At 69.1% G+C, this 24900-nt stretch carries 25 protein-coding genes; 8 read left to right on the forward strand and 17 right to left on the reverse strand.

Annotated features, from left to right (window positions below):
• Window positions 1-215: 215 nt before the first annotated feature.
• Window positions 216-1409 carry a cytochrome P450 gene (locus tag SSPN_RS0106730; RefSeq protein WP_010693093.1) on the forward strand — a complete coding sequence of 398 codons (1194 nt, stop codon included), beginning with the start codon at window positions 216-218 and terminating at the stop codon, window positions 1407-1409.
• Between the two features lie 99 nt (window positions 1410-1508).
• Here the strand turns inward: SSPN_RS0106730 and SSPN_RS0106735 are convergent, their stop codons facing one another.
• From SSPN_RS0106735 to SSPN_RS0106760, 6 genes are all read right to left on the reverse strand, one after another.
• A complete protein-coding gene (locus SSPN_RS0106735) occupies window positions 1509-1760 on the reverse strand; it encodes a hypothetical protein (protein WP_010693094.1) in 252 nt (83 codons plus the stop codon).
• 42 nt (window positions 1761-1802) lie between these two features.
• The gene (locus tag SSPN_RS0106740; RefSeq protein WP_010693095.1) at window positions 1803-3485 is read right to left on the reverse strand and encodes a sodium:solute symporter family protein; all 1683 of its coding nucleotides are present in this window, start codon (window positions 3483-3485) and stop codon (window positions 1803-1805) included.
• A gap of 256 nt (window positions 3486-3741) precedes the next feature.
• Complete coding sequence (locus SSPN_RS0106745) at window positions 3742-4944, reverse strand: ROK family transcriptional regulator (RefSeq protein WP_010693096.1); 1203 nt, start codon at window positions 4942-4944, stop codon at window positions 3742-3744.
• 66 nt (window positions 4945-5010) lie between these two features.
• Window positions 5011-6441 (reverse strand): sugar ABC transporter permease, encoded by a 1431-nt coding sequence (locus tag SSPN_RS0106750; RefSeq protein ID WP_010693097.1) that lies wholly within the window; start codon window positions 6439-6441, stop codon window positions 5011-5013.
• 10 nt (window positions 6442-6451) lie between these two features.
• Window positions 6452-7219 (reverse strand): ATP-binding cassette domain-containing protein, encoded by a 768-nt coding sequence (locus tag SSPN_RS0106755; protein ID WP_010693098.1) that lies wholly within the window; start codon window positions 7217-7219, stop codon window positions 6452-6454.
• A 26-nt stretch (window positions 7220-7245) separates the two neighbouring features.
• Entirely contained in the window at window positions 7246-8361 is a 1116-nt protein-coding gene (locus SSPN_RS0106760; protein ID WP_049887577.1) for a sugar ABC transporter substrate-binding protein, read from the reverse strand.
• 312 nt (window positions 8362-8673) lie between these two features.
• Here SSPN_RS0106760 and SSPN_RS0106765 point away from each other — a divergent pair, with 312 nt between their 5' ends.
• Complete coding sequence (locus SSPN_RS0106765) at window positions 8674-10491, forward strand: glycoside hydrolase family 3 protein (RefSeq protein WP_010693100.1); 1818 nt, start codon at window positions 8674-8676, stop codon at window positions 10489-10491.
• A 17-nt stretch (window positions 10492-10508) separates the two neighbouring features.
• Here the strand turns inward: SSPN_RS0106765 and fahA are convergent, their stop codons facing one another.
• The 4 genes from fahA to SSPN_RS0106785 all read right to left on the reverse strand — a co-directional run bounded on the left by fahA (window position 10509) and on the right by SSPN_RS0106785 (window position 14366).
• Window positions 10509-11684, reverse strand: coding sequence for a fumarylacetoacetase (gene fahA, locus SSPN_RS0106770; protein WP_010693101.1), 1176 nt, complete (start codon window positions 11682-11684; stop codon window positions 10509-10511).
• On the reverse strand, window positions 11681-12547 hold the full coding sequence (locus SSPN_RS0106775) for a hypothetical protein (protein WP_010693102.1): 867 nt from the start codon (window positions 12545-12547) through the stop codon (window positions 11681-11683). Before SSPN_RS0106775 ends, fahA begins: the two co-directional genes overlap by 4 nt.
• Complete coding sequence (locus SSPN_RS0106780; RefSeq protein WP_010693104.1) at window positions 12544-13743, reverse strand: homogentisate 1,2-dioxygenase; 1200 nt, start codon at window positions 13741-13743, stop codon at window positions 12544-12546. The genes SSPN_RS0106775 and SSPN_RS0106780 overlap by 4 nt, the downstream gene beginning before the upstream one ends.
• A gap of 98 nt (window positions 13744-13841) precedes the next feature.
• Window positions 13842-14366 (reverse strand): MarR family winged helix-turn-helix transcriptional regulator, encoded by a 525-nt coding sequence (locus SSPN_RS0106785; RefSeq protein ID WP_010693106.1) that lies wholly within the window; start codon window positions 14364-14366, stop codon window positions 13842-13844.
• 154 nt (window positions 14367-14520) lie between these two features.
• Here SSPN_RS0106785 and SSPN_RS0106790 point away from each other — a divergent pair, with 154 nt between their 5' ends.
• From SSPN_RS0106790 to SSPN_RS0106810, 4 genes are all read left to right on the forward strand, one after another.
• On the forward strand, window positions 14521-15564 hold the full coding sequence (locus SSPN_RS0106790; RefSeq protein ID WP_010693107.1) for a LolA family protein: 1044 nt from the start codon (window positions 14521-14523) through the stop codon (window positions 15562-15564).
• Window positions 15564-16529, forward strand: coding sequence for an ABC transporter ATP-binding protein (locus SSPN_RS59380; protein WP_010693109.1), 966 nt, complete (start codon window positions 15564-15566; stop codon window positions 16527-16529). Before SSPN_RS0106790 ends, SSPN_RS59380 begins: the two co-directional genes overlap by 1 nt.
• Window positions 16526-17377 (forward strand): ABC transporter permease, encoded by an 852-nt coding sequence (locus SSPN_RS59385; RefSeq protein ID WP_010693111.1) that lies wholly within the window; start codon window positions 16526-16528, stop codon window positions 17375-17377. The genes SSPN_RS59380 and SSPN_RS59385 overlap by 4 nt, the downstream gene beginning before the upstream one ends.
• Before the next feature lie 422 nt (window positions 17378-17799).
• Window positions 17800-18804: an aldo/keto reductase family protein gene (locus tag SSPN_RS0106810; protein WP_010693113.1), complete on the forward strand. Its 1005-nt coding sequence runs from the start codon at window positions 17800-17802 to the stop codon at window positions 18802-18804.
• Window positions 18805-18813: 9 nt separating this feature from the next.
• Here the strand turns inward: SSPN_RS0106810 and SSPN_RS0106815 are convergent, their stop codons facing one another.
• The gene (locus SSPN_RS0106815) at window positions 18814-19230 is read right to left on the reverse strand and encodes a hypothetical protein (RefSeq protein ID WP_029535044.1); all 417 of its coding nucleotides are present in this window, start codon (window positions 19228-19230) and stop codon (window positions 18814-18816) included.
• A 136-nt stretch (window positions 19231-19366) separates the two neighbouring features.
• Window positions 19367-19936 carry an XRE family transcriptional regulator gene (locus SSPN_RS0106820; protein WP_010693116.1) on the reverse strand — a complete coding sequence of 190 codons (570 nt, stop codon included), beginning with the start codon at window positions 19934-19936 and terminating at the stop codon, window positions 19367-19369.
• Window positions 19937-20080: 144 nt separating this feature from the next.
• Here SSPN_RS0106820 and SSPN_RS0106825 point away from each other — a divergent pair, with 144 nt between their 5' ends.
• Window positions 20081-20800: a flavodoxin family protein gene (locus SSPN_RS0106825; protein ID WP_010693117.1), complete on the forward strand. Its 720-nt coding sequence runs from the start codon at window positions 20081-20083 to the stop codon at window positions 20798-20800.
• Window positions 20801-20837: 37 nt separating this feature from the next.
• Here the strand turns inward: SSPN_RS0106825 and SSPN_RS0106830 are convergent, their stop codons facing one another.
• Window positions 20838-22157, reverse strand: a complete 1320-nt coding sequence (locus SSPN_RS0106830) for an MFS transporter (RefSeq protein ID WP_010693118.1) — start codon at window positions 22155-22157, stop codon at window positions 20838-20840.
• A gap of 200 nt (window positions 22158-22357) precedes the next feature.
• Here SSPN_RS0106830 and SSPN_RS0106835 point away from each other — a divergent pair, with 200 nt between their 5' ends.
• Window positions 22358-23092, forward strand: a complete 735-nt coding sequence (locus SSPN_RS0106835) for a methyltransferase domain-containing protein (RefSeq protein WP_010693119.1) — start codon at window positions 22358-22360, stop codon at window positions 23090-23092.
• On the opposite strand, the gene SSPN_RS61505 is transcribed toward SSPN_RS0106835, so the two are convergent.
• Genes SSPN_RS61505 through SSPN_RS0106855 form a run of 4 tightly spaced genes read right to left on the reverse strand, consistent with a single transcriptional unit; the run spans window position 23070 to window position 24826 of the window.
• On the reverse strand, window positions 23070-23204 hold the full coding sequence (locus SSPN_RS61505; RefSeq protein ID WP_010693120.1) for a hypothetical protein: 135 nt from the start codon (window positions 23202-23204) through the stop codon (window positions 23070-23072). The genes SSPN_RS0106835 and SSPN_RS61505 overlap by 23 nt on opposite strands.
• A 31-nt stretch (window positions 23205-23235) precedes the next feature.
• A complete protein-coding gene (locus tag SSPN_RS0106845; RefSeq protein WP_010693121.1) occupies window positions 23236-24084 on the reverse strand; it encodes a helix-turn-helix domain-containing protein in 849 nt (282 codons plus the stop codon).
• Window positions 24081-24620: a DUF6879 family protein gene (locus SSPN_RS0106850; RefSeq protein ID WP_010693122.1), complete on the reverse strand. Its 540-nt coding sequence runs from the start codon at window positions 24618-24620 to the stop codon at window positions 24081-24083. Before SSPN_RS0106850 ends, SSPN_RS0106845 begins: the two co-directional genes overlap by 4 nt.
• Entirely contained in the window at window positions 24617-24826 is a 210-nt protein-coding gene (locus SSPN_RS0106855) for a hypothetical protein (protein WP_044573530.1), read from the reverse strand. The genes SSPN_RS0106850 and SSPN_RS0106855 overlap by 4 nt, the downstream gene beginning before the upstream one ends.
• Window positions 24827-24900: the final 74 nt, after the last annotated feature.

Genomic DNA, 24900 nt, shown 5'->3' on the forward strand with positions numbered 1-24900 from the left:
CCATCCTATTAGGCGAGTCACACGGTCCCCGCACACCCCGAGCGCCACCTCGTCGACCACGCCTGGTGGTGACCGAAGGAAATCGGCTGAACACCGCCTGTCGCTGGTGAAGTTTCCGCTACGAACCGATACAGATCGATGCGTCGCGCGTTCCCGGCTGCTAAAAGAAGTGGATCATGCTCGACCACCCGTCTGTGGAAAGGACTGGTCCGCCGATGTCGACCGACGGGACGAACGCACGCAAGATCGACCGGGGCGATCCCGAGACCGGCTGCCCGGTCAGCCGCGGCTCCGACGGCGTATGGACGATCCGCAGCTATGCCGCCGCGCGCACCGCGTTGCGCAGCACCGACACCGTCCAGGCCGGGCTCGGGGTGGAGACTGTCGAGAAGATGCCCGGCAAGATCCGGCGCCCCGTGCTGTACCGCGACGGACCGGAGCACCGGGAGCACCGGCGCCAGACGGCGAAGTACTTCACGCCGCGCCGGGTGGATGAGAGCTACCGCGAGATAATGGAGCGGGTCTCGGACGCCCAGCTCGACAAGCTCCGCGGGGCCGGGCAGGCGCAGCTCTCGGAGCTGAGCTTCAGCCTCGCCGTCGACGTGGCGTGCGCGGTGATCGGGTTGACCGAGAGCCGTCCCGGCCTCCAGCAACGGCTGGAGCGGTTCTTCCCCGAGGAGTTCGGCGAACCAGGCTTCACCAGCCTCCACGGGCTGTACTGGGTGTGGCGGCAGGCCACCAGCTGGTCCGGGATCTACTTCGGCGACGTTCGGCCCGCGGTGCGCGCGCGGCGCAAGCAACGCCGCGACGACCTGATCTCGCACCTGCTGGACGAGGGCTGCTCGCCGACCGAAATCCTCGGCGAGTGCATCACCTTCGCCGCCGCGGGCATGGTCACCACCCGCGAGTTCGTGAACCTCGCCGCGTGGCACCTGTTCACCGACGAGGCGCTGCTCGACCGCTACCGCGCCGCCGAGGAACCCGGACGCCTCGCGATCCTGCACGAGCTGCTGCGGCTGGAACCGGTCGTCGACCACCTCAAGCGGCGCACCACCGCCCCCGTCGAGCTGCCGACCGACGACGAGGACATGGTCACAGTCCCGGCCGGTGAGGTGATCGACATCCAGGTCAGCGCCACGAACACCGACCCGCAAGCGGTGGGCGACCAGCCGCTGGCGGTGTGCCCCACCCGTTCCCTCAACGACGCCTCGGCCCCCGGGCTGTCCTTCGGGGACGGCGCGCACAAGTGCCCGGGCGCGAACATCGCGATCCTGGAAACCGACGTCTTCCTGACGAAGCTGTTCGCGCTCCCGGGCGTCGAGATGTCGGAACCACCGCGCGTCTCGTTCAACGACGCGATCGGCGGCTACGAATTGCGCGGCATGGTCGTCCGCGTGCCGAAGCCCTGACAGACCGTTCCCGTGCGGGGCACCTCCTGCCAATCAACTTGGCAGGAGGTGCCCCGCACGCATCACCCGAACGCGGTCATGTCCACATCGGACTTCTACTTAGGACTCCGGCACCTCGTCCGCGGCGGGGACTGCGATGGGTCGCAGCCGCGCCCAGACAACGAAGGCGGCGGAGAAGACGATCATTCCGATGCCGGCGTAGAGGTTGAGGTTGATGCCGCCGGACTTCGCGACGTCGTCAGCGCCGGCCGTCGCACCGACGACGATGAGCACCACCGCGTAGATGCCGAACAGCAGCGCGATTATCGTCCGGATGTCGAAGGCACCAGCGGTGCCCGAGCTTTTCGCCATGTCAGTTCCTCGTGTCAGTTCCTCGGCAGAGCCGTCTGGCTGTTATCCGAAGGCGATGTTGAGGGCGATGATCAGGACGAGGGCGATCCCGGCCAGCAGCCCCGGCCGCCGGTACCAGCCCGCGTCCTCCCCGCTGGTCGCGGCCTGCCGGCTGGCCCGCGGCGTCAACGAGTACACCAACCCCGCCAACTCCGCCTCCGGCTTCGGACGCGTCGCCACCGACACCACCACGCTGACCACGATGTCCACCACGAACGCCACACCCGCACCCACGAAACTCGCACCCTGCCCCGGCAGGTCCAGCACCCCCGACTCCGACAGCCCGAACACCGCCACCGCCGACACCGTGCCCAGCACCAGCCCCGCCCACCCCGCATGCGGGGTCATCCGCTTCCAGAACATCCCCAGGATGAACGTCGCGAACAACGGCGCGTTGAAGAACGAGAACAACTGCTGCAGGTAATCCATCAAGTTCGAATAACCCGCCGCGATGAACGCCGTACCCACCGCCGCCAGCGTCGCCCCCACCGTCACCCGGCGACCCATCCGCAGGTAATAACCATCCGCCCGGTCCCGCACCACGTACGACTGCCAGATGTCATAGGTGAACACCGTGTTGAACGACGACAAGTTCGCCGCCATCCCCGCCATGAACGACGCCAGCAACCCGGCCAGGGCGATCCCCAGAATCCCGTTCGGCAGCAAATCCCGCATCAGCAACAAGATCGCATCGTTGTAATCCACACCCCCGCCACCGGTGCCACCGGACTGCTTGTACGCCGCGAGCTCCGGGATCAGCACCGCCGCGATCATCCCCGGAATGACCACGATGAACGGGATGAACATCTTCGGGAACGACCCGATGATCGGCGTCCGCTGCGCCGCCGACATGCTCTTGGACGCCATCGCCCGCTGCACCTCGACGAAGTTCGTCGTCCAGTACCCGAAGCTGAGCACGAACCCCAACCCGAACACCAGACCCAGCACGCTCAGCACACTGTTTTCGAACCCGGTCAACTCATTGCCCGGCCACGCCGACAGCTGCCCCGCACCCCCCGGACCCGCCGACACCTTCGCCACCAGACCCTGCACACCGCCGACCTTCACCAACCCCACGATCGTCAACGGCAACAACGCCGCCACGATCACGAAGAACTGCAACACCTCGTTGTAGATCGCCGCCGACAACCCACCCAACGCCGTGTACGACAACACGATCGCCGCCGCCAGCAACACCGACAACCACAACGGCCAACCCAGCAACGCATTCACGATGCTGGCCAGCAAATACAGGTTCACACCCGCGATCAGGATCTGCGCCACCGCGAAACTGATCCCGTTGACCAGATGCGCCGCCTTCCCGAACCGCCGCAACATGAACTCCGGAACACTGCGCACCTTCGAGCCGTAGTAGAACGGCATCATCACCACGCCCAAGAACAGCATGGCCGGCACCGCACCGATCCAGAAATAATGCATCGTCGGCATCCCGTACTCGGCACCATTCGCCGACATACCGATGATCTCGATCGCACCCAGATTCGCCGAGATGAACGCCAAACCCGTCACCCACGCCGGCAACGCCCGCCCCGACAGGAAAAAGTCCAGACTGGTGGAAACCGCACGCCGCGCCAAATACCCAATACCCAGCACAAAAACGAAGTACAACGCCAACAACGCAAAATCCACCGCGTTGGCATCAAGCAGCTGACCCCGAGCCAGCACCTGGGTACTGGCCCATCTCCCAGTGAACAAAGTGGTCCCTCTTTTCACAGGAACGTCGGAGTGGCGCGCCGAGAACGCAGGACGCGAAGATGTGCTCGACCGGGTCGGGTTCGCCGCCGGTGCAATATGTTGTCCGCAGCAACATATCACTTGGGAGACGCCGCGAAGAAGATTACTGAACTGATCAAGCACGTACGGCGTAACCACATCGCAACGTACGCTTTCCTCGCCGGGGCAACGGTTTCGGCCGTTCGGCTCAGCCGCTGGCCAAGACCTGCTCGAAGGCGAGCTCGGCGGCGCCGAGCAACTTGCCGTCGCCGCCGAGCGATGACGTGACGAGCTTTGTGCCGCCCATCGCCCGACTGACCAGGCTGCGCTCGGCGACCAGCTTGCCGACGTGGTCGATCAACGTGCGTGGCAGCGCGGTGAACAGATCACCGAGCACCACCAGTTGCGGACACAGCAGGTTGACCACGTTGCACAGCCCGATGGCAAGCCACTCGCCGAACTCGCCGAGCCGCTGCAACACTTCGTCGGGCTGTTGCGCCAGCGCGTGCAACTCGGCGACGACGACGCCGCGGGGCGAATCCTCCGGCAGGTCCAGCGCCCGGCTCAGGGCCCGCTCCCCCACCTCGGTCTCCCAGCATCCCCTGCTGCCGCAATAGCATTCGTGCCCGTCCGGCCGCACCACCATGTGCCCGAGCTCCCCGACATAACCGCCGCTGCCCCGCAACGGCATACCGCCGGAGATCGCCCCGCCACCGACACCGACATCGGCCCCGACGAAAACCGCATCGGTCACTCCCCGCGCCGCCCCGCGCAGGTACTCGGCGAGCACGCTGAGTTCCGCGTCATTGCCGACTTCCACCCGCCGGCCGCCCAGCGCCTTGGAAAGCCAGTCGCCGAGCGGCACCTCGGTCCAGCGCAGGTTCGGGGCTTCGCGCACCATCCCGTCCGCGCGGCGCACCACGCCGGGCGCCGACGCCCCGACCGCGACGACGTCGACCCCAGCCTCCTCGATGAGCACCGCGCTGTTGTCGACGATCTTGGTGAAGACCTCGCGCGGATTCCGGGTGGCCGGGCGGAGGCTCCAGCTGCACCGGTTGAGGATCTCGCCACCGAGCCCGATCAGGGCCATCGCGACCTGCTCGACCCGGATGTCGACCGCCAGCGTCACCGCCGCGTGCGGCTGCGGCAGCACCAGCAGCGACGGCCGGCCGGCACCGCTGCGCTGGGCGGGCACGCGCTCCACGACGAGACCGTCCTTGACCAGCTCGTCGACCAGGGCCTTGATGGTGCTGCGGTTGAGCCCCATCTCGGTGGCCAGCGCCGCCCTTGTGCAGGGCCCGCCGATGTGCAGCCGACGCAGCAGTACCGCCCGGTTGTGCTGGCGCACCTCATCGGGCCGCGCTCCCGCGTGTGGTGTCGTGGTCAACTCGGCCGCATCCTCCGCCTGCATCGGGCTTCGCCTCCGGGAAAAGCTGTAGCACAGCGACCGCTTGCGCTGCGCAACGTCCTCCTCCGCTCAGCCTTCATGCTGCGCCGCCGAACGCCGCCGGGACAGCGCGTCCACGCCCGCGGCAGCCACTAGGACAAGGCCGGTGATGATGTTCACCGGGGCCGCCTGGAATCCGAGCAGGTTCAGTCCGTTCTGGACCGTGGCCAGCACGGCGCCGCCGAGGACAGCATCCTGCATGCGGCCCTTCCCACCGAACAGCGAGGTGCCGCCGATGACCGCAGCGCCGACTGCGAACAGCACGAGGTTTCCGTTGCCCGCGCTGCCGTCGACCGATCCGACCTTCGAGGTGTAGACGATGGCGCCCAGCGCCGCGACCGAGGAGCAGACGATGAACGCGCTCATCCTGATCTTGGCGATGTTCACCCCGGCGCGGTGCGCGGCATCCCGGTTGTTGCCGACCGCGTGCAGGTGCCGGCCGTAACGGGTGCGGTCCAGCACGTGCGTGCCGGCGACCAGCAGGAACAGGATGATCGGCACCACGTAGGGCACGCCGCGGATCGATGCCAGCTCGGGGTGCGGTGAGCGGTTCAGGGTCAGCAGGTACGTCGCGAGGCCGCCGCACCCGAGAACGGCAATCACTTTCGCCACGACCAGCACCGTCGGTTGCGCGACGAGCCCGTGCCGGAGCCTGGCCAGGTGCCGGTAGCCCACCACGACGGCGTATCCAGCTCCGGCCACCAGGAACAGCAGCCAACTGCCCGTAACGCCGAGGCTGCCGTTGGCGACGGCGAACAGTTCCGGGCTCTGCCGGATCGAGATCGTGCCGCCCGGTCCGACCAGCTGGAGCACCACGCCGGACCAAGTGATGAAGAGACCCAGCGTGACTACGAACGACGGGATGCGGACCTTCGAGACCGCGAAACCCGTCACGCACCCGATCGCCGCGCCGACGCACACCGCCAGCAGCATCTCCAGCCACGGGTTCGCGCCCACCCCGGCCACCACGAGCACCAGCGCCAGCGCGGAAAGCGCTGCGCCGAGCCAGATCCTCAGCAGCAGCGCCAGCAACGCCGCCGCCGCGAGTCCCAGCACGAAGGCGTAGAACACCGAGCCGCCCATCGCACCGAGCAGGTTCCCGTCGTGCTGGAAGTGCAGCGCGAGCACCGACGCCGCCACGCCGGAGGCCGTTCCGGCGGACAGGTCGATCTCGCCGATCAGCAGCACGTAGACGATGCCCATCGCGATGATGGTCTGCCCTGCACCTTGGTGCAGCACGTTGGCCAGGTTGTTGAGGGTCAGGAAGTCCTCCGACAGGGCGGTGAAAAGCACCAGCAGGGCCGCCAGCGTCACCAGCGCGGGCAACGCCCCGAGGTCGCCGCGGCGGATCTTGCCGACGTAATCGCGCAGGGCCTCGCCGGTGGCACGGGAGGTGTTGTCGATGCCGAAGTCGGCGATGCGCAGCGCCGGTTGGGCCGCGCCGCTCTGGCTGTTCGTCATGGACGGCCCTTCACACTGCTGTCGGGCGGGCCAGGCCGAGCTCACCGGAACGCCCGGCGGTCATCAGCTCGACCACCTGGCCGCCCGTCAGCTCGCTGGCGGGTAGTTCGGCGGCCATCCGTCCCAGGTAGAGGGTGGCGATGCGGTCGGCGACCTCGAACACGTCGGTCATGTTGTGGCTGATCAGCACCACGCCGAGGCCCTGCTCGGCGAGTCGGCGGACGAGGTCGAGGACCTGCCGGGTCTGCGCGACGCCGAGCGCGGCGGTGGGTTCGTCCAGGACGACCACCTTGCTGTTCCACAGCACGGCCTTGGCGATGGCCACGGTCTGCCGCTGACCGCCCGAGAGCGACCCGACCTTCGCACGCACCGAGCCGACCGTGCGCACCGACAACGAGCGCAGGGTGTGCCTGGCCGCCAGCTCCATCTCGGCGTCGTTGAGCAGTATGGCCGGGCCCTGTTCGCGGCCCAGAAACATGTTCTGCACGACGTCGAGGTCGTCACAGAGTGCCAGGTCCTGGTAGACGACCTCGATGCCGAGCGCGGCCGCGTCGCCGGGCCGCTGGACGTGCACCGGGCGACCCTCGAACAGCACCTCGCCGCTGTCGATCCGGTGCATGCCCGCGATGCACTTGACCAATGTCGACTTTCCGGCGCCGTTGTCGCCGATGAGGGCGGTGACCTCCCCGGCGCGCACGGTGAAGTCCACATCCCGCAACGCGCGGACCGGGCCGAAGCTCTTGTTGACCTGGCGCAGCGCCAAGATCGGTTCGTGCACCCCTGCCCTCCCTTGGAACGCGTGCGTCAGGCGATGCCGAGTTGCCGGCACGCGCCCGCGAGCTCGCCGCCGCAGATCTCGTCGGCCCGGACGTTCCCGGGGCCGAGCACCGACTTGATGTCCTCCCGTGTGATCAGCTGCGGCGCCAGCAGGACCGACTTGACCTCGCGACCGGCGACCGGATCGGGCGTGCGCTCGTCGGCCAGCGCGTCTGCCGCCGCGACGTCGCCCCGGACCAGTGCCGCGGCTACCTTCGCCGCCACCGCTGCTTCCTCTCGGATCGGTTTGAACACCGTGGACGACTGGTAGCCCTGCAGGATCGCGCGCAGGCCGTCGACGGTCATGTCCTGGCCGGTGACCGGAACCGCGCCAGCCAGTCCGTACTTCTGCAACACCGTGATCACGGCCGCGGCCAGGCCGTCGTTGGCGGCCAGGACGCCGTCCACCCGCCCGCCGTTGGCCGTCAGCAACTGCTCGAAGACCTGGCCGCCGGCCTGGTTGTCCCAACCGTCGACGAACCGGCTGCTGGCCAGCCGGAGGTCGCCGGCGGCGTAGCGCGGGCCGAGCTCTTCGGACTGGCCGCTGTGCACCAGCGTGGCGTTGTGGTCGGTCGAGGCCCCGCCGACCTCGATCACCTGCGCACCGGGCTTGTCGCGCAGCGCCGCGGCGAGCGCCCGCGCCTGGAGTTCGCCGACCATCTCGTGGTCGAAGCTGACGTAGTAGTCGGCGCTGCCGCCGACGTTGAGCCGGTCGTAGTCGATCACCGGCACGCCCTGCTGCTCGGCCTTCTGCTCCACCGTGGCCCCGGCGTCGCCGCTGGGCGCGGCGATGATCAGTACCTGCACCCGCTGGCTGAGCATGCCGTCGGCGATCTGGGCGAACTTCTGCGCGTCGCCCTGCGCGTTCTGCACGATCGGAGTCAGGCCTTCCTGCCGCAGCGCGGCCTGGAGCATCGGCTGGTCGAAGTGGGCCCAGCGCGCGGAAGTCGCGGTGTCCGGCAGGATCACGCCGACCCGCGGGCCGCCGGGCCCCCGCGCCGCCGCGCCGGGATCCGGCTCGGGCAGGCGGTTGTTCCCGCAGGCCACCAGCAACAGCCCGACGCTGCAGGCCATCGCGATCAACGCCGCGGGCGTTCTCCCCATCGAGAAGCCTTCCCCACTCCCGAGCCGAACCGTGCAAGCCAAACGTTGCGACAGACAACATATGGCACAAGACCGCCGACCGAGAAGTTGACCTGATCGATGCAGCGCCGAAACTTGATCGATGTAGATCGTCTTACGGAGTCGTCGCCCGATGGTATGTTGCCGCTTACAACATATTACCGCTGCCCGTTCGACCTGGCCGCCGGTCGCTTCTCGCTCAACGGCAACGCAAACACCGCGCACCGGCGCGGGCCGTTGCCTCGCACTCAGTTCCGCCCCATCCGGAGGATTCCGAATGCAGAGGAGAGCAGCATGACCCACTTCCGGCCCGCGACAGCGCTGGCCGCGGTGGCCTGCATCGCCGCGGTCACCCCCGCCGTTTCGGCGTCGCCGCCCGCCTACCGCGACGCCTCGCGCCCGGTGGCCGACCGGGTGGACGACCTGATGGCGCGAATGTCGTTGCAGGACAAGGTAGGCCAGATGACGCAGGCGGAACGGTTGGCCGCCGACCCGGCCACCGCCGCGGCCGCCGGCATCGGATCGATCCTCAGCGGTGGCGGCTCGGCACCGACGCCGAACACCGCCGAGGCCTGGGCGGACATGTACGACGCCTACCAGCGCGCGGCCATCGCCACCCCGCTGGGCATCCCCACCATCTACGGCGTCGACGCGGTGCACGGCCACAACAACGTGCAGGGCGCAACGATCTTCCCGCACAACATAGGGCTCGGCGCCACCGACGACCCCGAGCTGGTCGAACGGATCGGCCGGGCCACTGCCGAAGAAGTTGCCGGGACCGGCATCGACTGGGACTTCGCGCCGTGCCTGTGCGTGGCGCGCAACGACCGCTGGGGTCGGACCTACGAGTCGTTCGGCGAATCCCCGGAGCGGCCCACGACGATGGCCTCCGTGGTGACCGGCCTGCAGGGGTCTACTTTGGACGGACCGGCTTCCGTGCTGGCGACCGCGAAGCACTACGTCGGAGACGGCGGCACGACCGGCGGCGACGACCAGGGCAACACCGAGATCGACGAGGTGGAGCTGCGCGCGGTGCACCTACCACCGTTCCGGGCCGCGATCAAGCGCGGCGTCGGCTCGGTGATGATCTCCTACAGCAGCTGGAACGACGTCAAGATGCACACCAACGACTACCTGATCAACGGGGTGCTCAAGAACGAGCTGGGCTTCACCGGATTCGTCGTCTCGGACTGGCAGGCGATCGACAAGACCGACGGCGAGGAGGGCTTCACCGCCGACGAGGTGCGTAGCTCGATCAACGCCGGACTGGACATGATCATGGTTCCCTACGACTACCAGAAGTTCATGGACCTGCTGCGCGCCGAGGTCGAGGCCGGTCGGGTGCTGATGTCGCGCATCGACGACGCCAACCGACGCATCCTGACGAAGAAGTTCGAACTCGGCCTGTTCGAGCGGCGCTTCACCGACCGCAGCTTCACCGGAACCATTGGCAGCCCGGAGCACCGCGAGCTCGCCCGCGAGGCGGTCCGCGAGTCGCAGGTCCTGCTGAAGAACGACGGCAACGTGCTGCCGCTGGCCAAGGACGGCGGCAAGATCTTCGTCGCCGGCAAGAACGCCGACGACATCGGCAACCAGAGCGGCGGCTGGACGATCACCTGGCAGGGCAGCAGCGGGCCGATCACGCCGGGAACCACCATCCTGCGAGGAATCCAGCAGGCGGTGTCCCCGGGCACCGAGGTGACCTACGACCGGGACGGCAACGGCATCGACGGCAGCTACCGGGCCGCGATCGCGGTGGTCGGCGAAACGCCCTACGCAGAAGGCGAAGGAGACCGCCCCGAGGCGATGGGCCTCGACGAAGAGGACAAAGCGACCCTGGCGCGCCTCGAGGCATCCGGCGTGCCGGTCGTCGTGGTGACGGTTTCGGGCCGCCCGCTGGACATCGCGGCGGAACTGCCGGAGTGGAATGCCCTGCTGGCGGCATGGCTACCGGGCACGGAAGGAGCGGGGGTGACGGACGTCCTCTTCGGCGACAACAACCCGACGGGAACCCTCCCGATGACCTGGATGTCCAGCGCGGACCAGCAACCCATCAACGAAGGAGACGACCAACAGCCCCTCTTTCCGCACGGCTACGGCTTGAGCTACTGATCAGCGGTGACGGGCGCTCAGCCCGCAGCGGGGAGGATTCGGCCGTTCACCTCGCCGAAGGAAATCCGGGTGCCGTTGGTTCCCGGGGCCGTGGCCGTGATCGTCACTTCGTCGCCGTCCCGGAGGAACGTGCGCTGCTCGCCGCCGACCTGGACGGGTTCCTTCCCTCCCCAGGTGAGCTCGATGAACGCTCCGCGCTGGTCCTTCTCCGGGCCCGAGATCGTGCCGGACGCGTAGAGGTCCCCGGTGCGGCTGGTGGCTCCGTTGACCGTCATGTGCGCCAGCATCTGGGCCGGGGACCAGTACATCTCCCGGTACGGCGGGCGGGCGACCTCGTGGCCGTTCCAGGACACCACCAGGTCGATGTCCAGGCCCCACGGTTCGGCTTCCTGCAGGTACGGCAGGGGTTTCGGGGCCTGGGCCGGGATCGGGACGCGCGCGGCTTCCAGCGCGAGCAGCGGCACCACCCATGCCGAGATCGACGTGGCGAAGCTCTTGCCGAGGAACGGGCCCAGCGGCACGTACTCCCACGCCTGGATGTCGCGCGCCGACCAGTCGTTGACCAGCACCGCGCCGAACACCCGGGTGGCGAAGTCCTCGGTGGGGACGGCGGTACCCAGCTCGGAGCCGGTGCCGACGACGAAACCGAGTTCGGCCTCGATGTCCAGGCGGCGGCACGGGCCGAACGTCGGCACGTCCTCGTCGGGCACCTTGCGCTGGCCGCTGGGGCGGACGACGTCGGTGCCCGACACCACGACCGTTCCACTACGCCCGTGGTAGCCGACCGGCAGGTGCTTCCAGTTCGGCATCAGCGGTTCGGCGTTCGGCCGGAACAGCCGGCCCAGGTTCGACGCGTGGTGCTCGGAGGCGTAGAAGTCGACGTAATCGGCGACCTCGATGGGCAGGTGCATGGTCACCTCGGCGACCGGGCGCACCGCCGCATCCGGCACGTCGCCGGACACCAGTTCGGTGATCTGCTGCCGCACCCGCACCCACCTGGCGTGCCCCTGCGCCATAAACGCGTTCAGCGTCGGTTGCGCGAAGACCTCGTCGCCCAGCGCCGCCGCCAAGTCCACAACGGACTCGCCGACGCGGACACCGACGTGCGGCTCGGTGCCGGGCGTCGAGAACACGCCGTAGGGCAGGTTGTCGAGCCCGAACAGCGAACCGCCCGGGATGTCGATCAAGGTCACGAAGCGACTCCTTCTCCGCTGAGCACCTCGACCGGCACCAGGCCAAGGTCGATCAACTCGGTCAGCGGCTCGATGATGCTGCACGTGCCGAAGGACAGGAACCACTCGCGGGCGGCCGCGACCCGCGCGCTGTCCAGGTTCGAGACGCGTTCTGCGATCCTGCGCTCGTCCCGTTCCGCGAGGACGGCGGCGATCTCGGTTTCGTCGGCGAAGTCCACCGCCGCGTCGGTGGCCAGCAGCAGGTTCAGGTAGCCGTGCTGCTCGAAGCCGGTGTCCGGGTCGGTGTTGCGGATCGCGTGGTGCAGTCCGGCGGTCGCCTTGAACGGCACCCGCGCATCGACGACCGCCCGGATCGCGGCGGCCAGTTCGGCCTCGTCCGGGTACAGCTCGGCCTTCACCCCGCCGGTGCGGAACTTCGCCCGGTAGCGGGTCGACGTGCAGGTGGCGATGACCTCCGGGCGCCGCTCGTCCCGGGGCACCTCGACGAAGACGGCCACGTCGTCGGCCGCCACGCGGGCCCGGTCGAGCTCGGCGAAGAACTCCGCTGGAGCCTGCCCGGGGGGCACCGCGACCTCCAGCGCCCGCAGGCGCACCGGCAGCGACTCGGCCGCCGCGAACACGGCCGGGAGCTGCCGCGGCCCGTTCGGTGCGGTGACCGAGAGGTCGAGTGTCTCGCCGGGTTCGAGCAGTCCGCCAAGCTCCGCGAGCGCCGGTGCCGCGAGGACCAGCGGCCCGACCAGCTCTGCATAGAGCGAAGCCGCGTACCTGGCGTGCGCGGCTACGGCTTCGGGCAGCGGCGAAAGGCCGGGCGGGAACACCGCGGCGTCATCGCACAACGACTTGGCGAAATCGGGCACGCTCACTGCTTCGGCCCCCGTCCCGCCCAGGTCCAGGCATAGCCGGGATCTTCTGCCGCCCGACCGCCCTCGCCGAGCTCCAGCGGGCGGAACGTGTCGACCATGACCGCCAGCTCGTCGAAGAACTCCACCCCGATGCTGCGCTCGTACGCCCCGGGCTGCGGCCCGTGCGAGTGCCCACCCGGGTGCAGAGAGATCGAGCCCTGGCCGATTCCGGAGCCCTTGCGCGCCTCGTAGTCCCCGCCGCAGTAGAACATCACCTCGTCGGAGTCCACGTTGGAGTGGTAGTACGGCACCGGGATGGACAGCGGGTGGTAGTCGACCTTGCGCGGCACGAAGTTGCACACCACGAAGTTGTCGCCCTCGAAGACCTGGTGCACGGGAGGCGGCTGGTGTACGCGGCCGGTGATGGGCTCGAAGTTGGACACGTTGAAGGTGTACGGGTACAGGCAACCGTCCCAGCCGACCACGTCGAACGGGTGCTCCGGGTACACGAACCGGGTGCCGACGATGCCGCTGCTGCCACGGTGCTTGATCAGCACCTCGACGTCGGTGCCGTCAGCCAGGACCGGTTCGGTGGGGCCGTGGAGGTCGCGCTCGCAGTACGGCGAGTGCTCCAGCAGCTGGCCGAACTTCGAAAGGTACCGGCGCGGCGGCGTGATGTGCGAGTTGGCCTCGATGCAGTACGCCCGCACCGGCTCGTCGCCCTGCGGCAGCCAGCGGTGCGTGGTCCCCCTGGGCAGGATCACATAGTCGCCCTGCCGGAACGGCAGCGCGCCGAACACCGTCTCTACGACGCCCTCGCCGGATTCGACGTACACGCACTCGTCGCCGATCCCGTTGCGGTATAGCGGGGAAACCTCGCCCGCGACCACGTAGGAGATCCGCACGTCGGCGTTGCCCAGGACCAGCCGGCGGCCGGTGACGACGTCGTGGCGCTTCCACTCCTGGCCGCCGAAGAGGTCGTGCAGCTTCAGGTGCCGCGGCCGCAGGGGATGGTTCGGCTCGGTGTCGAGGCCGGGCAGCTCCCAGACCGTCGAGTCGACCAGCGCCGACGGGAGGTTGCGGTGGTACAGCAGCGACGAGTCGCTGGAGAAGCCCTCCTCCCCCATCAGCTCCTCGTAGTACAGGCCGCCGTCCGGCCTGCGGTGCTGGGTGTGCCGCTTCGGCGGCACCTCGCCGACCTGCCGGTAGTACGCCATCGCCCCCGCCTCCTCGCAACGGTCCAGGGCATCGTCGCCCCGACGTTCATTAAGTTAAGGTATTTACTACTTGCCCGGTTTCGCAACAGCCGGACGGATCAGTTCCGGCCGCGGATGTCGAACTGGTCGCGGTTGGTGATCAGCTTGTCCAGCAGCATGATCAGGATGCGCTGCTCGGTCTCCGTGAGCACGCTGGTCCACTCGTGCTCCCGCTCGTTCTGCGCGCGGAACACCTCGACCATCTCCTGCTGCCCGGCTTCGGTCAGCGACAGCAGCACCGAACGGCCGTCGCGCTCGCCCGGCGCCCGGTCCAGCAGCCCGTCGGCGACCAGCGTCTTGGTCAGGTTCGACACCGCGGCCCGGCTCATTCCGGTCAACTCGGCCGCCTTCTTTGCCTCCAGCGGGCCGGCCAGCCAGGTGACGAACAGCAGCCGGAAACCCGACCAGGACCGGCCGCGGGGCCGGTGCACCGCCGCCTCCAGGTCGTAGGTGACGATGTTGGACGCCCGGTTGAGCGTCAGCAGCACCTCGGTGGCCAACTGGTGCCGGAAGCCGTACTCCGTCGCCAACCTGTGGTTCGCCAGTTCGACGAAGGACCAGAAGTCCAGCTCGTCTGCGGTCATCGCACCCCCCGTGCCGAACTGATCAATACATGAACTATCTCAGGTCCGCTCGTGAAGCACCAGCCTGAGCCGGTTCTCAGCCTGCGGGCCGTTCTCAGCGTTATCTCAGCTGCCTTCAGACACCCTTGGTCACAGGACCCGACAGGAGGATCTGATGAAACGCAAGCACGTCGCTTACGCGGCGACCGCCGGTGCCGCCGCGGGCGTCCTGGGCCTGACCATGCTGACGCTGCCCGCCGGGGCGGGTGCGGCCCCGGCACTACCCGAGGTGGCACCGGAGCAGCTGGTGGAGTCGGTGATGCGGGCTCAGCCACCGGCGCTGACCGGCACCGTGGAGGTGGACAACGCGCTCGGATTACCCGCGATCCCCGGCGCGGGGCAGGCCTCCGAGATGCTCGCCAACGGAACCAGCAAGTTCCAGGTGTGGGCCGACGGCCAAGGCCGCCACCGCGTTTCGGTTCCCTCGCACAACGGCGAGCTGACCGTAGTCGACGACGGCTCGACGGTGTGGAAGTGGGACTCCGCCGAGCAGAAGGTCGTACGCTCCCCTGAGCACGCGCCGGAAGCGGCAGAGCACGCCGCCCCAGCTGACCCCGCGGCGACGGCGCGCGAGATCATCGACAAGCTCCGCCAGACCAGCGACGTCAAGGTGGACGGCACGGCCAGCGTCGCCGGCCGCGACGCCTACGACCTGGTCCTGACGCCGAAGCCGACCGAGCGCACGTTGCTGCGTGAGGTGCGGGTCGCGGTGGACGCGGAGAAACGCATTCCACTGGAGGTCTCGGTGCTCACCAACGGCTCGAACGACCCGGCGCTGCAGGTCGGATTCAGCAGCGTCGACATGAGCGCGCCGGACCCGGCCCTGTTCCAGTTCACCCCGCCCGCAGGCGCGAAGGTGGAGGACGGCAAGGCCGAGCACTCGCCCCAGCAGCGCCCGGCCCACCCGCAGGGCGAACACAAGGTCGTCGGCGACGGCTGGGACTCGGTCCTGGTGGCTCAGCTGCCGCAGCAGGAGAAGCAGAACGGCCAGGACCCGCGCCAGATCGCCGAGCGGGTCGGCAAGCCGATCAGCGGGCCGTGGGGCAACGGCTGGATCATCGGGACCGCGGCGGGCAACGCCCTGCTGACCTCCGATGGTCGCCTCGCGGTCGGCGCGGTGCCGGAACAGGTGCTCACCGCCGCTCTCGGCGAGGCGTGATGACGAACGCAGTCGAAGCGGTGGGGGCGGCTGCGGCCGCCCCCACCGCGGGCGATCTCGCCGCGCGCACCGTGGGCCTGCGCAAGACGTACGGCAAAACCGTCGCAGTGGCGGGCGTCGACCTCGCGGTGCCGCGCGGCGGGGTGGTCGGCGTGCTCGGCCCCAACGGTTCGGGCAAGACGACCACGATCCGGATGCTGCTCGGGCTCACCGCCCCCACTTCGGGCGAGGTCGAACTGCTGGGCCACCGGTTGCCGGAGCACAGCGGACGGGTGCTGCCGCGGGTCGGCGCGCTGGTCGAAGGGCCCGGTTTCCACCCGTTCCTGTCCGGCCGGGAGAACCTGCTCCGCTGCGCGGCGATGGAGCCGGCGCTGCGCGGTCCGGAGATCCGCGGGGTGGTCGAACAAGCGCTGGAACGCGTCGGGTTGGACGCCTCCGCCGGCCGGCGGTACCGGGGCTACTCGCTCGGCATGAAGCAGCGGTTGGGCCTGGCTGCAGCCCTGCTGGTGCCGCGCGAGCTGGTGGTGCTCGACGAGCCCACCAACGGCCTGGACCCGGCCGGCACCCGCGAGATCCGCCGGATCATCGCGGAACTGCACAAGGCGGGTACGACCGTGTTGGTGTCCTCGCACCTGCTCGCCGAGATCGAGGCGACCTGCACGCACGCCGCAGTGCTGCACCGGGGTTCGCTGGTCGCGCAGGGCGAGCTGGCCGCCATGCTGGAGTCCGGCGCACCGCACCTCGTGGTGTCCACATCGGACGTTTCCGGCGCCGTGGCGACGCTGCACGACAAAGGCGTGCCAGCGCGGGAGGAAAGCGGAGCGGTCCGCGTCGAGTTGTCCGATGTGGACTCATCCGAGGTAGTAGCGATCCTCGTGCACGCCGGGGTGCCGGTGCAGGAAGCGCGCCGGGCCCGGACCGGGCTCGAGGACCTCTTCGCCCGGTTGACCGAGGAGGAACTGTGACGGCGACAGCGGCAGTCACGACAACAGCGCGGACATCGGCCCCGCTGGGCCGAGTCCTGGTCGCCGAGCTGCGATGGGTGCTGCGCCGGCCGCGCAACCTGCTGGCGCTTCTGCTGCTCGCAGGCCTTCCGGTGCTGCTCGGTACCGCGATCGCCGTCACCGGCGGGCCCGGCAGCCGCGGCGGAGGTTCGATCCTCGCCGCCGTGGCCGGGAACGGGCTGGTGCTGCCGGTCGCGGCCCTCGTGCTCGCGCAGTCGTTGCTACTGCCGCTGGTGGTGGCGATGGTCGCGGCGGACGCGCTGGCCGGGGAGGCTTCGCACGGCACGCTGCGCGGCCTGCTGCTCGCGCCCGTGGGCAGGGTGCGGCTGGTCGGCATCAAGGCCTTCGGCGTGCTGGTGCTGGCAGTGCTCGCGGTGACCGTCGTCGCCGTCAGCGGTGTCCTGACCGGGCTCGTCATCGTCGGCGGCGACGGCATGGTCACGCTCTCGGGCACCACGCTGCCGATCGGTTCGGCGCTGGGCCGGGTGGCGCTGGCCGCCGGGTGGTCCGCAGTGCAGATGGCCGCCGTGGGGGCGGTCGCGCTGGCGATCTCGTCGCTCACCGAGCACCCGCTGGTGGTCATGGCCGCCACCTTGGGCGGGCTGATCGTGTTCGGGGTGCTCGGCACGATCCCGGCCCTGGACTGGTTGCAGCCGGTGTTGATCACCACGGACTGGTCGGCGGTGATGGACGTGCTGCGCGATCCGATGAGCGGCGACACGCTGGTTACCGGCCTGTTCCGCGCGGGGTGCTACCTGCTGATCGGCCTGTCCGCCACCATCGCGCGCGTGGTCACCAAGGATGCCTGACGGTGCGGGGGCGGCGACGCCTCCGCACCCGGCATCAGCGCTGGAGCACCGCGTGGAGCTCCAGCCAGGCGGCCTTCAGCAGCAGGCGCGTCGTTCCGGCCCGCCCCAGGACGGGGGTCGTGCGGGCACGGCGAGGTGGTCGTTGCTGCTCGTGGCGCACGTGGAACCCTTCGATCTTGCTGGGCCGGGCGCCACCGCGCCCGCCCGAGACCCAACGCCTGGCAAGACCCCGTTGTCCCGCCAGGCCGCACGCCGCCCGGGGGCGTGCCCCGTCCGAACCGTGCGACGGACACATTGCTCTTTACTCGCCGGTTGCGCAAGGAAATTTTCGGTGCTGGCCGCGATCGGCGCCTCCGCGACGCACGTCGCCCGCGCCGGACCGGGCAGGTAAGTTCGGCTCCGTCCGCGTTCGAAGGGGAGTCATGGAATTCCGCCATCTCGGCCGCAGCGGCCTGGTCATCAGCGAACTCGCCTACGGAAACTGGATCACCCACGGATCCCAGGTCGAGGAGGACGCCGCGACCGCGTGCATCCGCGCGGCACTGGACGCCGGGATCACCACGTTCGACACCGCCGACGTCTACGCCGAGGGCCGCGCCGAGGCCGTCCTGGGCCGCGCGCTGCGGGGCGAGCGCCGCGCAGGCCTGGAGATCTTCACCAAGGCGTACTTCCCCACCGGGCCGGGCCGCAACGACCGCGGTCTCAGCCGCAAGCACATCATGGAGTCCATCGACGCTTCGCTGCGGCGGCTGCAGACCGACTACGTGGACCTGTACCAGGCGCACCGCTTCGACCCGGAAACGCCGCTGGAGGAGACTATGGAGGCGTTCGCCGACGTGGTCCGCAGCGGGAAGGCGTTCTACATCGGGGTCTCGGAGTGGACCGCCGAGCAGATCCGCGCCGGCCATGCGATGGCCCGGGAGCTGCACGTGCCGATGGTGTCCAGCCAGCCGCAGTACTCGGCGCTGTGGCGGGTGATCGAGGACGAGGTGATGCCGACCTCGGCGGAGCTGGGCATCGGCCAGATCGTCTGGTCCCCCATCGCGCAGGGCGTGCTCACCGGCAAGTACCTGCCCGGGGCCACCCCACCTGCGGGTTCCCGCGCCACGGACGAGAATGGCGGCGCGACGTTCGTGTCCCGCTTCCTCCGCGACGAGGTGTTGGAGCGGGTGCAGCTGCTCAAGCCGCTGGCCGACGAGGCGGGGCTGTCGCTGGCGCAGCTGGCGGTGGCCTGGGTGCTGCAGAACCCGGACGTCTCGGCAGCCATCATCGGCGCCTCCCGGCCCGAGCAGATTACCGAGAACGTCGCGGCCTCCGGGGTGAAGCTGGAGGCCGAGCTGTTGCGGCGCATGGACGAGATCCTCGCCCCGGTCGTCGAACGCGACCCAGGCAAGACCGCCGAGAACGCCCCGAAGGCCCGGAAGTGACCTGCGCGGCTAGTGGCTGAGCCGCTCCGACACCGACGGCTGGCGAGGTGCCGGCACGAACGGCGTGGACTGCGCAGCCGAGTGACGTCGTCTCGCGCGCGACACAGCGCCCGCGATCAGCCCGACCACGGCGGCGAGCAGGAGAATGCCGAGCCCGACGACGGTCGACCCGTCGACAGTGAGGTCACCGCGCACGCCGATCGAGAAGGTGGCGAAGAGGGCCCAGCACACCGCCGCGGTCGCGGTGGCTGCGGGCACCGTCGTGAGTGCCGAGACGATGGCGACTAAGATCGCCAGCAGCACCACGGCGGCTGCGGGGCGGGCCGTCTCGTCCACCGCGATGCACGCTGTGACGACCACGAATCCGCTGGCGAACCCGAGCGGATATCCGAAACCCCCTGGCAGGACCTGCGATTCCGAAGGCATCATCCGACCATTAGACGCCTCCGGAAGCCGCTGTCCGCGAAGTTTCCGCCACTTTGCCGCCCACCAGCGCAATCCTGACAAGACCATGACGGCAACTTACTCGGGCCCCGGTTCCCGGTCTTGCTTTGCCGCCGGGTCAGGCTGGCGGTCCGGAGTGGACGATCAGCACCAAGGCCGGGTCCGGGCTCGTGCGGCGGTGGCGGTGCTTGGCGCGGCCGGGGCAGGCGATGCTGTCGCGCGGGCCGAGCTCGTGCACGGCCGGTTTCTCTGGCTCCACCAGGAGTTCCACCTCGATCGTCCCGGAGACCACGTAGACGAACTCGCGGCGGGCATGGCTGAAGTAGTCTTCGAACTCCTCGGTCCTGACGACCCTTTCGGTCACGTCGGCGCCCGCCTCGTAGTGGTCGAGCAGCCGCACCGAGTCCACCACCTGGTCCGTGCCCTGCTCCAAACGGACGCCTCCGGCCGACGGTGCGGCCTCGGCCAGGAAGGCCTGCTGCGTCGTGCGCAGCGATTCGGCGATCAGGAAAAGCGAGCGCATCGAGGGGCGCGCCCGCCCGCGCTCGACCTGGCTCAGGAACGGGTGCGAGAGCCCGGTGTCCGCGGCGACCTGGACCAGCGTGCACCCGAGTTCCTTGCGGCGGGAGCGGATCGCCGCGCCGAGGCGGATGTCCGCGTCCTGCACACCGCGACGCCTGTCGCCCACTGCTTCCCCCTCCGCTAGGCGCTGCCCGCCATCGATGTTACCTGTATCAACATTCCTCGTCCCCTCCCCCCCGTTCGGCGAGTTGCCCGGTGCGGCGCTCAGTGCTGCACTGACCGCTCGGAGACGTGGCAGGGGGCGAGGGCGATGACCGAAGCGACCGAACCAGTTTTCGACAACCTTCGCGCGCTGTTCATCAACTGCACACTCAAGCGCTCGCCGGAGCGCAGCAACACCGAAGGCCTGCTCGAACTCAGCGCGGGAATTATGCGCAGCAGCGGCGTCGAGGTCGACAGCATCCGCGCCGTCGACCACGACATCGCCGTAGGTGTCTGGCCGGACATGACCGAGCACGGCTGGGCCACCGACGAATGGCCGCAGCTGTACCAGCGGGTCCTGGCGGCGAACATCCTGGTGCTGGCCGGGCCGATCTGGCTCGGGGACAACAGTTCCGCGATGAAGCACGTCATCGAACGGCTCTACGGCTGCTCGTCGCTGCTCAACGACGCCGGCCAGTACGCCTACTACGGACGCGTCGGCGGCTGTCTGATCACCGGCAACGAAGATGGCGTCAAGCACTGCGCGATGAACGTCCTCTACAGCCTCCAGCACCTCGGCTACACCGTCCCGCCGCAGGCCGACGCCGGATGGATCGGCTCGATCGGGCCCGGTCCGTCCTATTTGGACCCCGATTCCGGTGGTCGGGAGAACGACTTCACCAACCGCAACACCACGTTCATGACCTACAACCTCATGCACGTGGCGGCGATGCTCGACCGGGCGGGCGGCATCCCCGCCTACGGCAACCAGCGCACGGAGTGGGACGCGGGCTGCCGCCCCCACTTCGAGAACCCCGAGCACCGCTGAACGGGGCGGGAGTGGCCAGCGACTACTCCCGCCCTCGCTACCTCTCGGTCGGTTCGACGGTCAGGTCGGCATCGCGGGTCTCGCGCATGAACCAGACGCACACCGCGCATATCACGGCAATCAGCACCACGTAGGCCGAGATCGGCAGCGACGAGCCGGTCCAGGCGATCAACTGGGTGGCCAGGATCGGGCTCAGCCCGCCGCCGACGATGCTGCTGGCGTTGTAAGCCACCGACGAGCCCGTGTAGCGGTAACGGGTCGCGAACAGCTCCGGCAGGAACAGGAATGCGCCCATCGGCGCGAACAGGGCCGCGAACGCGATCATGCCCACCGACATGCCGATGGCGATCAGCACCGGCTGCTTCGTGTTGATCAGCGCGAACAGCGGGAACGCCCACGCGATCGCCAGGATCGCGGCACCTAGGCAGACCCGGCGCCGACCGACCCGGTCCGAGTACATCGCCAGGACCGGGGTGGCGATGCCCATCACCGCGGCCGCGATCATCGCGCAGATCAGCAGCATGTTCTTGCCCAGGTGCAGCACCTCGGTACCGTAGGACAGCGAGAACGTGGTGATCGTGTAGAACAGCGTGTGCGCGAGGATGAACGAACAGGTCGCCAGCAGCAGAGTTTTGGGCTGGCGCTTGAAGACCTCGACGATCGGCGCCTTGGCCTTCTCCTGCTCCCGCATGGCCTTCTCGAACACCGGCGTCTCCGCGATCTTCATCCGGATGTAGTAGCCGACGATGATCAGCAGCGCGCTGGCCAGGAACGGCACCCGCCAGCCCCACGAGTCGAACGACTCCTCCGGCATGGTTCCGCCGAGCGCGAGGAACGCGGAACCGGCGATGACGAAGCCGACCGCCGGACCGACCTGCGGGAAGCTCGACCACAGCCCGCGCTTGCCCTGCGGCGCGTACTCGGTGGCCAGCAGCACGGCACCGCCCCACTCACCGCCTAGCCCGAAACCCTGCAAGAACCGGCAGGTCACCAGCAAGATCGGCGCCGCGACGCCGATCGTCTCGAACGTCGGCAGGAGACCGATCGCCACGGTGCCGGTCCCCATCAGCAGCAGCGAGACGATCAGCATTGTCTTGCGACCGATGCGGTCGCCGAAGTGGCCGAACACCACGGCCCCGACCGGCCTGGCGATGAACCCGACGCCGAAGGTGGCGAACGCCGCGAGCGTGCCCGCCAGCGGCGAGAACGTCGGGAAGAACAAGTGGCCGAACACCAGCGCCGCCGCGGTTCCGTAGATGTAGAAGTCGTAGAACTCGATGGCGGTGCCGATGAAGCTCGCCGCGACGATGCGCCCCTTGGGCACCGCAGTGGGTGGCGAGCTGGCAGCGATGGACATGGGCACTCCTCCGTGACCGGTTGGACAGCGCGAAGCGGCGCCGAAGCCGATAGATCCTCGCCCCTTGGAACGCGCGCTGTGAAGATCTTGAACCAGGCAAATTCGCCGGGGCGGTGCAGGCCCTGCGTCGTCCGGCCCGGACTGGCCGCTGGTGGCGCCGTCGTCCTAGGCTGAGTGGTGCCGACCAGCTGGAGGTGCGCATGACCGACCGGTCCGTGCCTGCGGTTTTCGAGCGGGTGCTGCCGTTGTTGGCATCCGCACCGGAGCATCCGGACACCAGCCGCGGATACCTGGACCTCCTCGGCGCGCAGGGCGAGGCACCCTCCGGCCCGATCCAGTCGTTCTGGGAGTCGAAGGCCGGTTCGGCCCTCTACGACCACGCGCAGTCGCTCACCCGGCGCGTGCTCCCGATGTGGTTCGGGCTGCCCACCCGGGCGTATCCGCCCGCCGGTGGGCGGGTGCTGGACATCGGCTGCGGGCCCGGCAACGTCACGGCCCGGCTGGGGCGCGCCGTCGGCCCGACCGGGCTCGCGATCGGCATCGACGTTTCCGGGGCGATGCTGGCGCGGGCCGCCCGCACCGAGACCACCGACAACGTCGGGTTCATCCGCGCCGACGCGCGCGAGCTACCGTTCCCCGACAGCACCTTCGACCTCGTCACCAGCTTCGCCGCGCTGCAGCTGATCCCCGACCCGCACGACGTGCTGGCCGGGATGGCACGGGTGCTCGCCCCCGCCGGCTGGATCGCGGTCATGGTGCCGACGCCGCGCGGCAGCCTGCTGCACCGGGCGGCGAAGCTGGTCGGAGGCCGGTCCGGCCTGGTGTTCTTCGACCCCGACGAGGTCGCCGAGCCGCTGCAGGCCGCCGGAGTAGGAGTCGTGCACACCCACCGCAGCGGCCCGGTGCTGTGGATCATCGCTCGGCTGCCGGCTTAGTTTCCACGTCGATCGCTTTCCGGATCGCGGTCAGCACTTCGATCCGCTGCTGGATGGTCTCCGCTCCCGTTAGGTCCTTCTCCTCGTAGTACCGCAGCAACCGGACGGACACCCAGGTCCGGCCGCTCGACCGGCCCAAAGACTCACGGCTGGTCGGCTGCGGCGTAGTGCGCGATGAGCCGCTGCAAAAGCGAGCGGGCCGCAGCATCCTCCAACGACGCAGCCGACAGAGCGTCGAAAAGGCGGTGGAACCGCGCCAGTTCTTCTGCCTCGGTGATGGTCATCTCCGTGTTGACCGTCTCCACCAGCGCGAGGTCGTCGATGATGACGAAGCCGTGCAGCGGAACCGCCGTCAGCTGCGCGTCCAGCGGCACGATCGCCAGTCGCATCGTCGACATGCCGGCGAGGGCCAGCAGCCGGTCCAGCTGGGCGACCATGACCTGGGGCGGGGCGATGGGATGCCGCAACGCGGCCTCCGAGCAGAGGATCTCGACCTTCGTCCGCGGGCTGAAAAGCACGCTCTGGCGGGACATTCGCCGTTCGACCGACTCGGTGACGTCGCGGGGGCTCTGGTGCAGGTCCGCAACCACCTCGAAGACGTGCCGGGCGTACTCGGCGGTCTGCAATAGACCGGGTATCAGCGCGATCTCGAAAAGCCGGATGCGCTCTGCGCCGCTCTCGAGCTGCTGGCTGTACTCCTGTCGGGCGCGATTCCCGGTGCGCAGCTGGCGCTTCCAGCTCGCTGCCTCGATCCGGATCTCGCGCAGCTCCTGCCGCAGCTCGGCCACCACATCGTCGGCAGCATCGGTCAGCCGGCAGTAGGTGACCACGTCCGCGTCGGAGACGGACTGCTTCGCCGTCTCCACCCGCGAGACCTTGGACGGCGTCCACCCGGCTTGCTGAGCGAGCTGTTTCCCGGACAGCCCGGCTGCCAGGCGCAGCCGACGCAGCGCGTCGCCGAACGCCAGGCGGCGAGTGTCGAAATCGGTCACCGGCTCCTCTGGGTCAGGTCGTGCAGGTAAACCATCAGCGGAATCGCATGATCGTATGCGATGTCCCGCCAGGCCCGGTACCTGTTCACCTCCCCCGGGCTGGCGATGATCTCGGTGCCAGCGAATCGCTGGTTCTCGAAGTGCATCAACGCGACCTTGGTCTCGTCGAAGAGCCAGAAGTCGCGGGCTGGCAGGCCCAGCGCGTCCGCCTCGACCTGGGTGAGTACCCGCAGGTCCTCACCGGCGGCGATGTTGGCCGGGCTGACATCGAGCTGCCAGCGCTGGTATTCGGTGGGCGGATCCCGGAAGACCCGGACCCGGGAGAAGATCCGGCCCGCGCGGGTCGCGGTTGCGACCTCATCGAGCCAGGGCCGCAGCCAGGTCAGGTCGTCCGGTTCGCCGGCCCGCCAGCGGCGCCAGGGTTCGGCTTCGGCGGGCTGGCGGTAGGTGCCCTGGCATTCCCACCGCCACGCCCGGTGCCGGAACGAGCGCAGGAGTTCCTCGAACTCCGCGCCGGGTAACACCCAGGTACTCACGGCGCCGCCTTCGGCACGAAGTCGAGCAGAGCAGCTGGAACCTCCACCGCAGTCTCGTGGTCGGGAAGACCGCGCTCCCTAAGCGCGGCAAGCGCTTCCGGATCGGTGACCTTGTAGCCCTGGACGACGTAGGTTCCCTGGTCGGTGCTGTACAGCGTGGGGCAGGTACCGGCGTGGGACGTCGTTCCCTGGAAGGTCAACTTCACTTGCTCCTCCTTGTTCGGAAGACTCATGCATCGTCTGTGCAATACCTGCATTCGGTCAAGCGTCGGCCCGTCGC

It is taken from the genome of Saccharopolyspora spinosa NRRL 18395, assembly GCF_000194155.1.
In the GTDB taxonomy this organism is placed as follows: Bacteria; Actinomycetota; Actinomycetes; order Mycobacteriales; family Pseudonocardiaceae; genus Saccharopolyspora; species Saccharopolyspora spinosa.

Bases quoted from the DNA above. Each gene is read 5' to 3' on its own strand.
- SSPN_RS0106745 (WP_010693096.1), bottom strand. From the start codon at position 4,944: ATGCAGGCGGAGGATGCGGCCGAGTTGACCACGACACCACACGCGGGA.
- SSPN_RS0106780 (WP_010693104.1), bottom strand. From the start codon at position 13,743: ATGGCGTACTACCGGCAGGTCGGCGAGGTGCCGCCGAAGCGGCACACC.
- SSPN_RS0106750 (WP_010693097.1), bottom strand. From the start codon at position 6,441: ATGACGAACAGCCAGAGCGGCGCGGCCCAACCGGCGCTGCGCATCGCC.
- SSPN_RS0106830 (WP_010693118.1), bottom strand. From the start codon at position 22,157: ATGTCCATCGCTGCCAGCTCGCCACCCACTGCGGTGCCCAAGGGGCGC.
- SSPN_RS0106810 (WP_010693113.1), top strand. From the start codon at position 17,800: ATGGAATTCCGCCATCTCGGCCGCAGCGGCCTGGTCATCAGCGAACTC.
- SSPN_RS0106790 (WP_010693107.1), top strand. From the start codon at position 14,521: ATGAAACGCAAGCACGTCGCTTACGCGGCGACCGCCGGTGCCGCCGCG.
- SSPN_RS0106835 (WP_010693119.1), top strand. From the start codon at position 22,358: ATGACCGACCGGTCCGTGCCTGCGGTTTTCGAGCGGGTGCTGCCGTTG.
- SSPN_RS0106785 (WP_010693106.1), bottom strand. From the start codon at position 14,366: ATGACCGCAGACGAGCTGGACTTCTGGTCCTTCGTCGAACTGGCGAAC.
- SSPN_RS0106760 (WP_049887577.1), bottom strand. From the start codon at position 8,361: ATGGGGAGAACGCCCGCGGCGTTGATCGCGATGGCCTGCAGCGTCGGG.
- SSPN_RS0106825 (WP_010693117.1), top strand. From the start codon at position 20,081: ATGACCGAAGCGACCGAACCAGTTTTCGACAACCTTCGCGCGCTGTTC.
- SSPN_RS0106815 (WP_029535044.1), bottom strand. From the start codon at position 19,230: ATGCCTTCGGAATCGCAGGTCCTGCCAGGGGGTTTCGGATATCCGCTC.
- SSPN_RS0106735 (WP_010693094.1), bottom strand. From the start codon at position 1,760: ATGGCGAAAAGCTCGGGCACCGCTGGTGCCTTCGACATCCGGACGATA.
- SSPN_RS0106730 (WP_010693093.1), top strand. From the start codon at position 216: ATGTCGACCGACGGGACGAACGCACGCAAGATCGACCGGGGCGATCCC.
- SSPN_RS0106765 (WP_010693100.1), top strand. From the start codon at position 8,674: ATGACCCACTTCCGGCCCGCGACAGCGCTGGCCGCGGTGGCCTGCATC.
- SSPN_RS59380 (WP_010693109.1), top strand. From the start codon at position 15,564: ATGACGAACGCAGTCGAAGCGGTGGGGGCGGCTGCGGCCGCCCCCACC.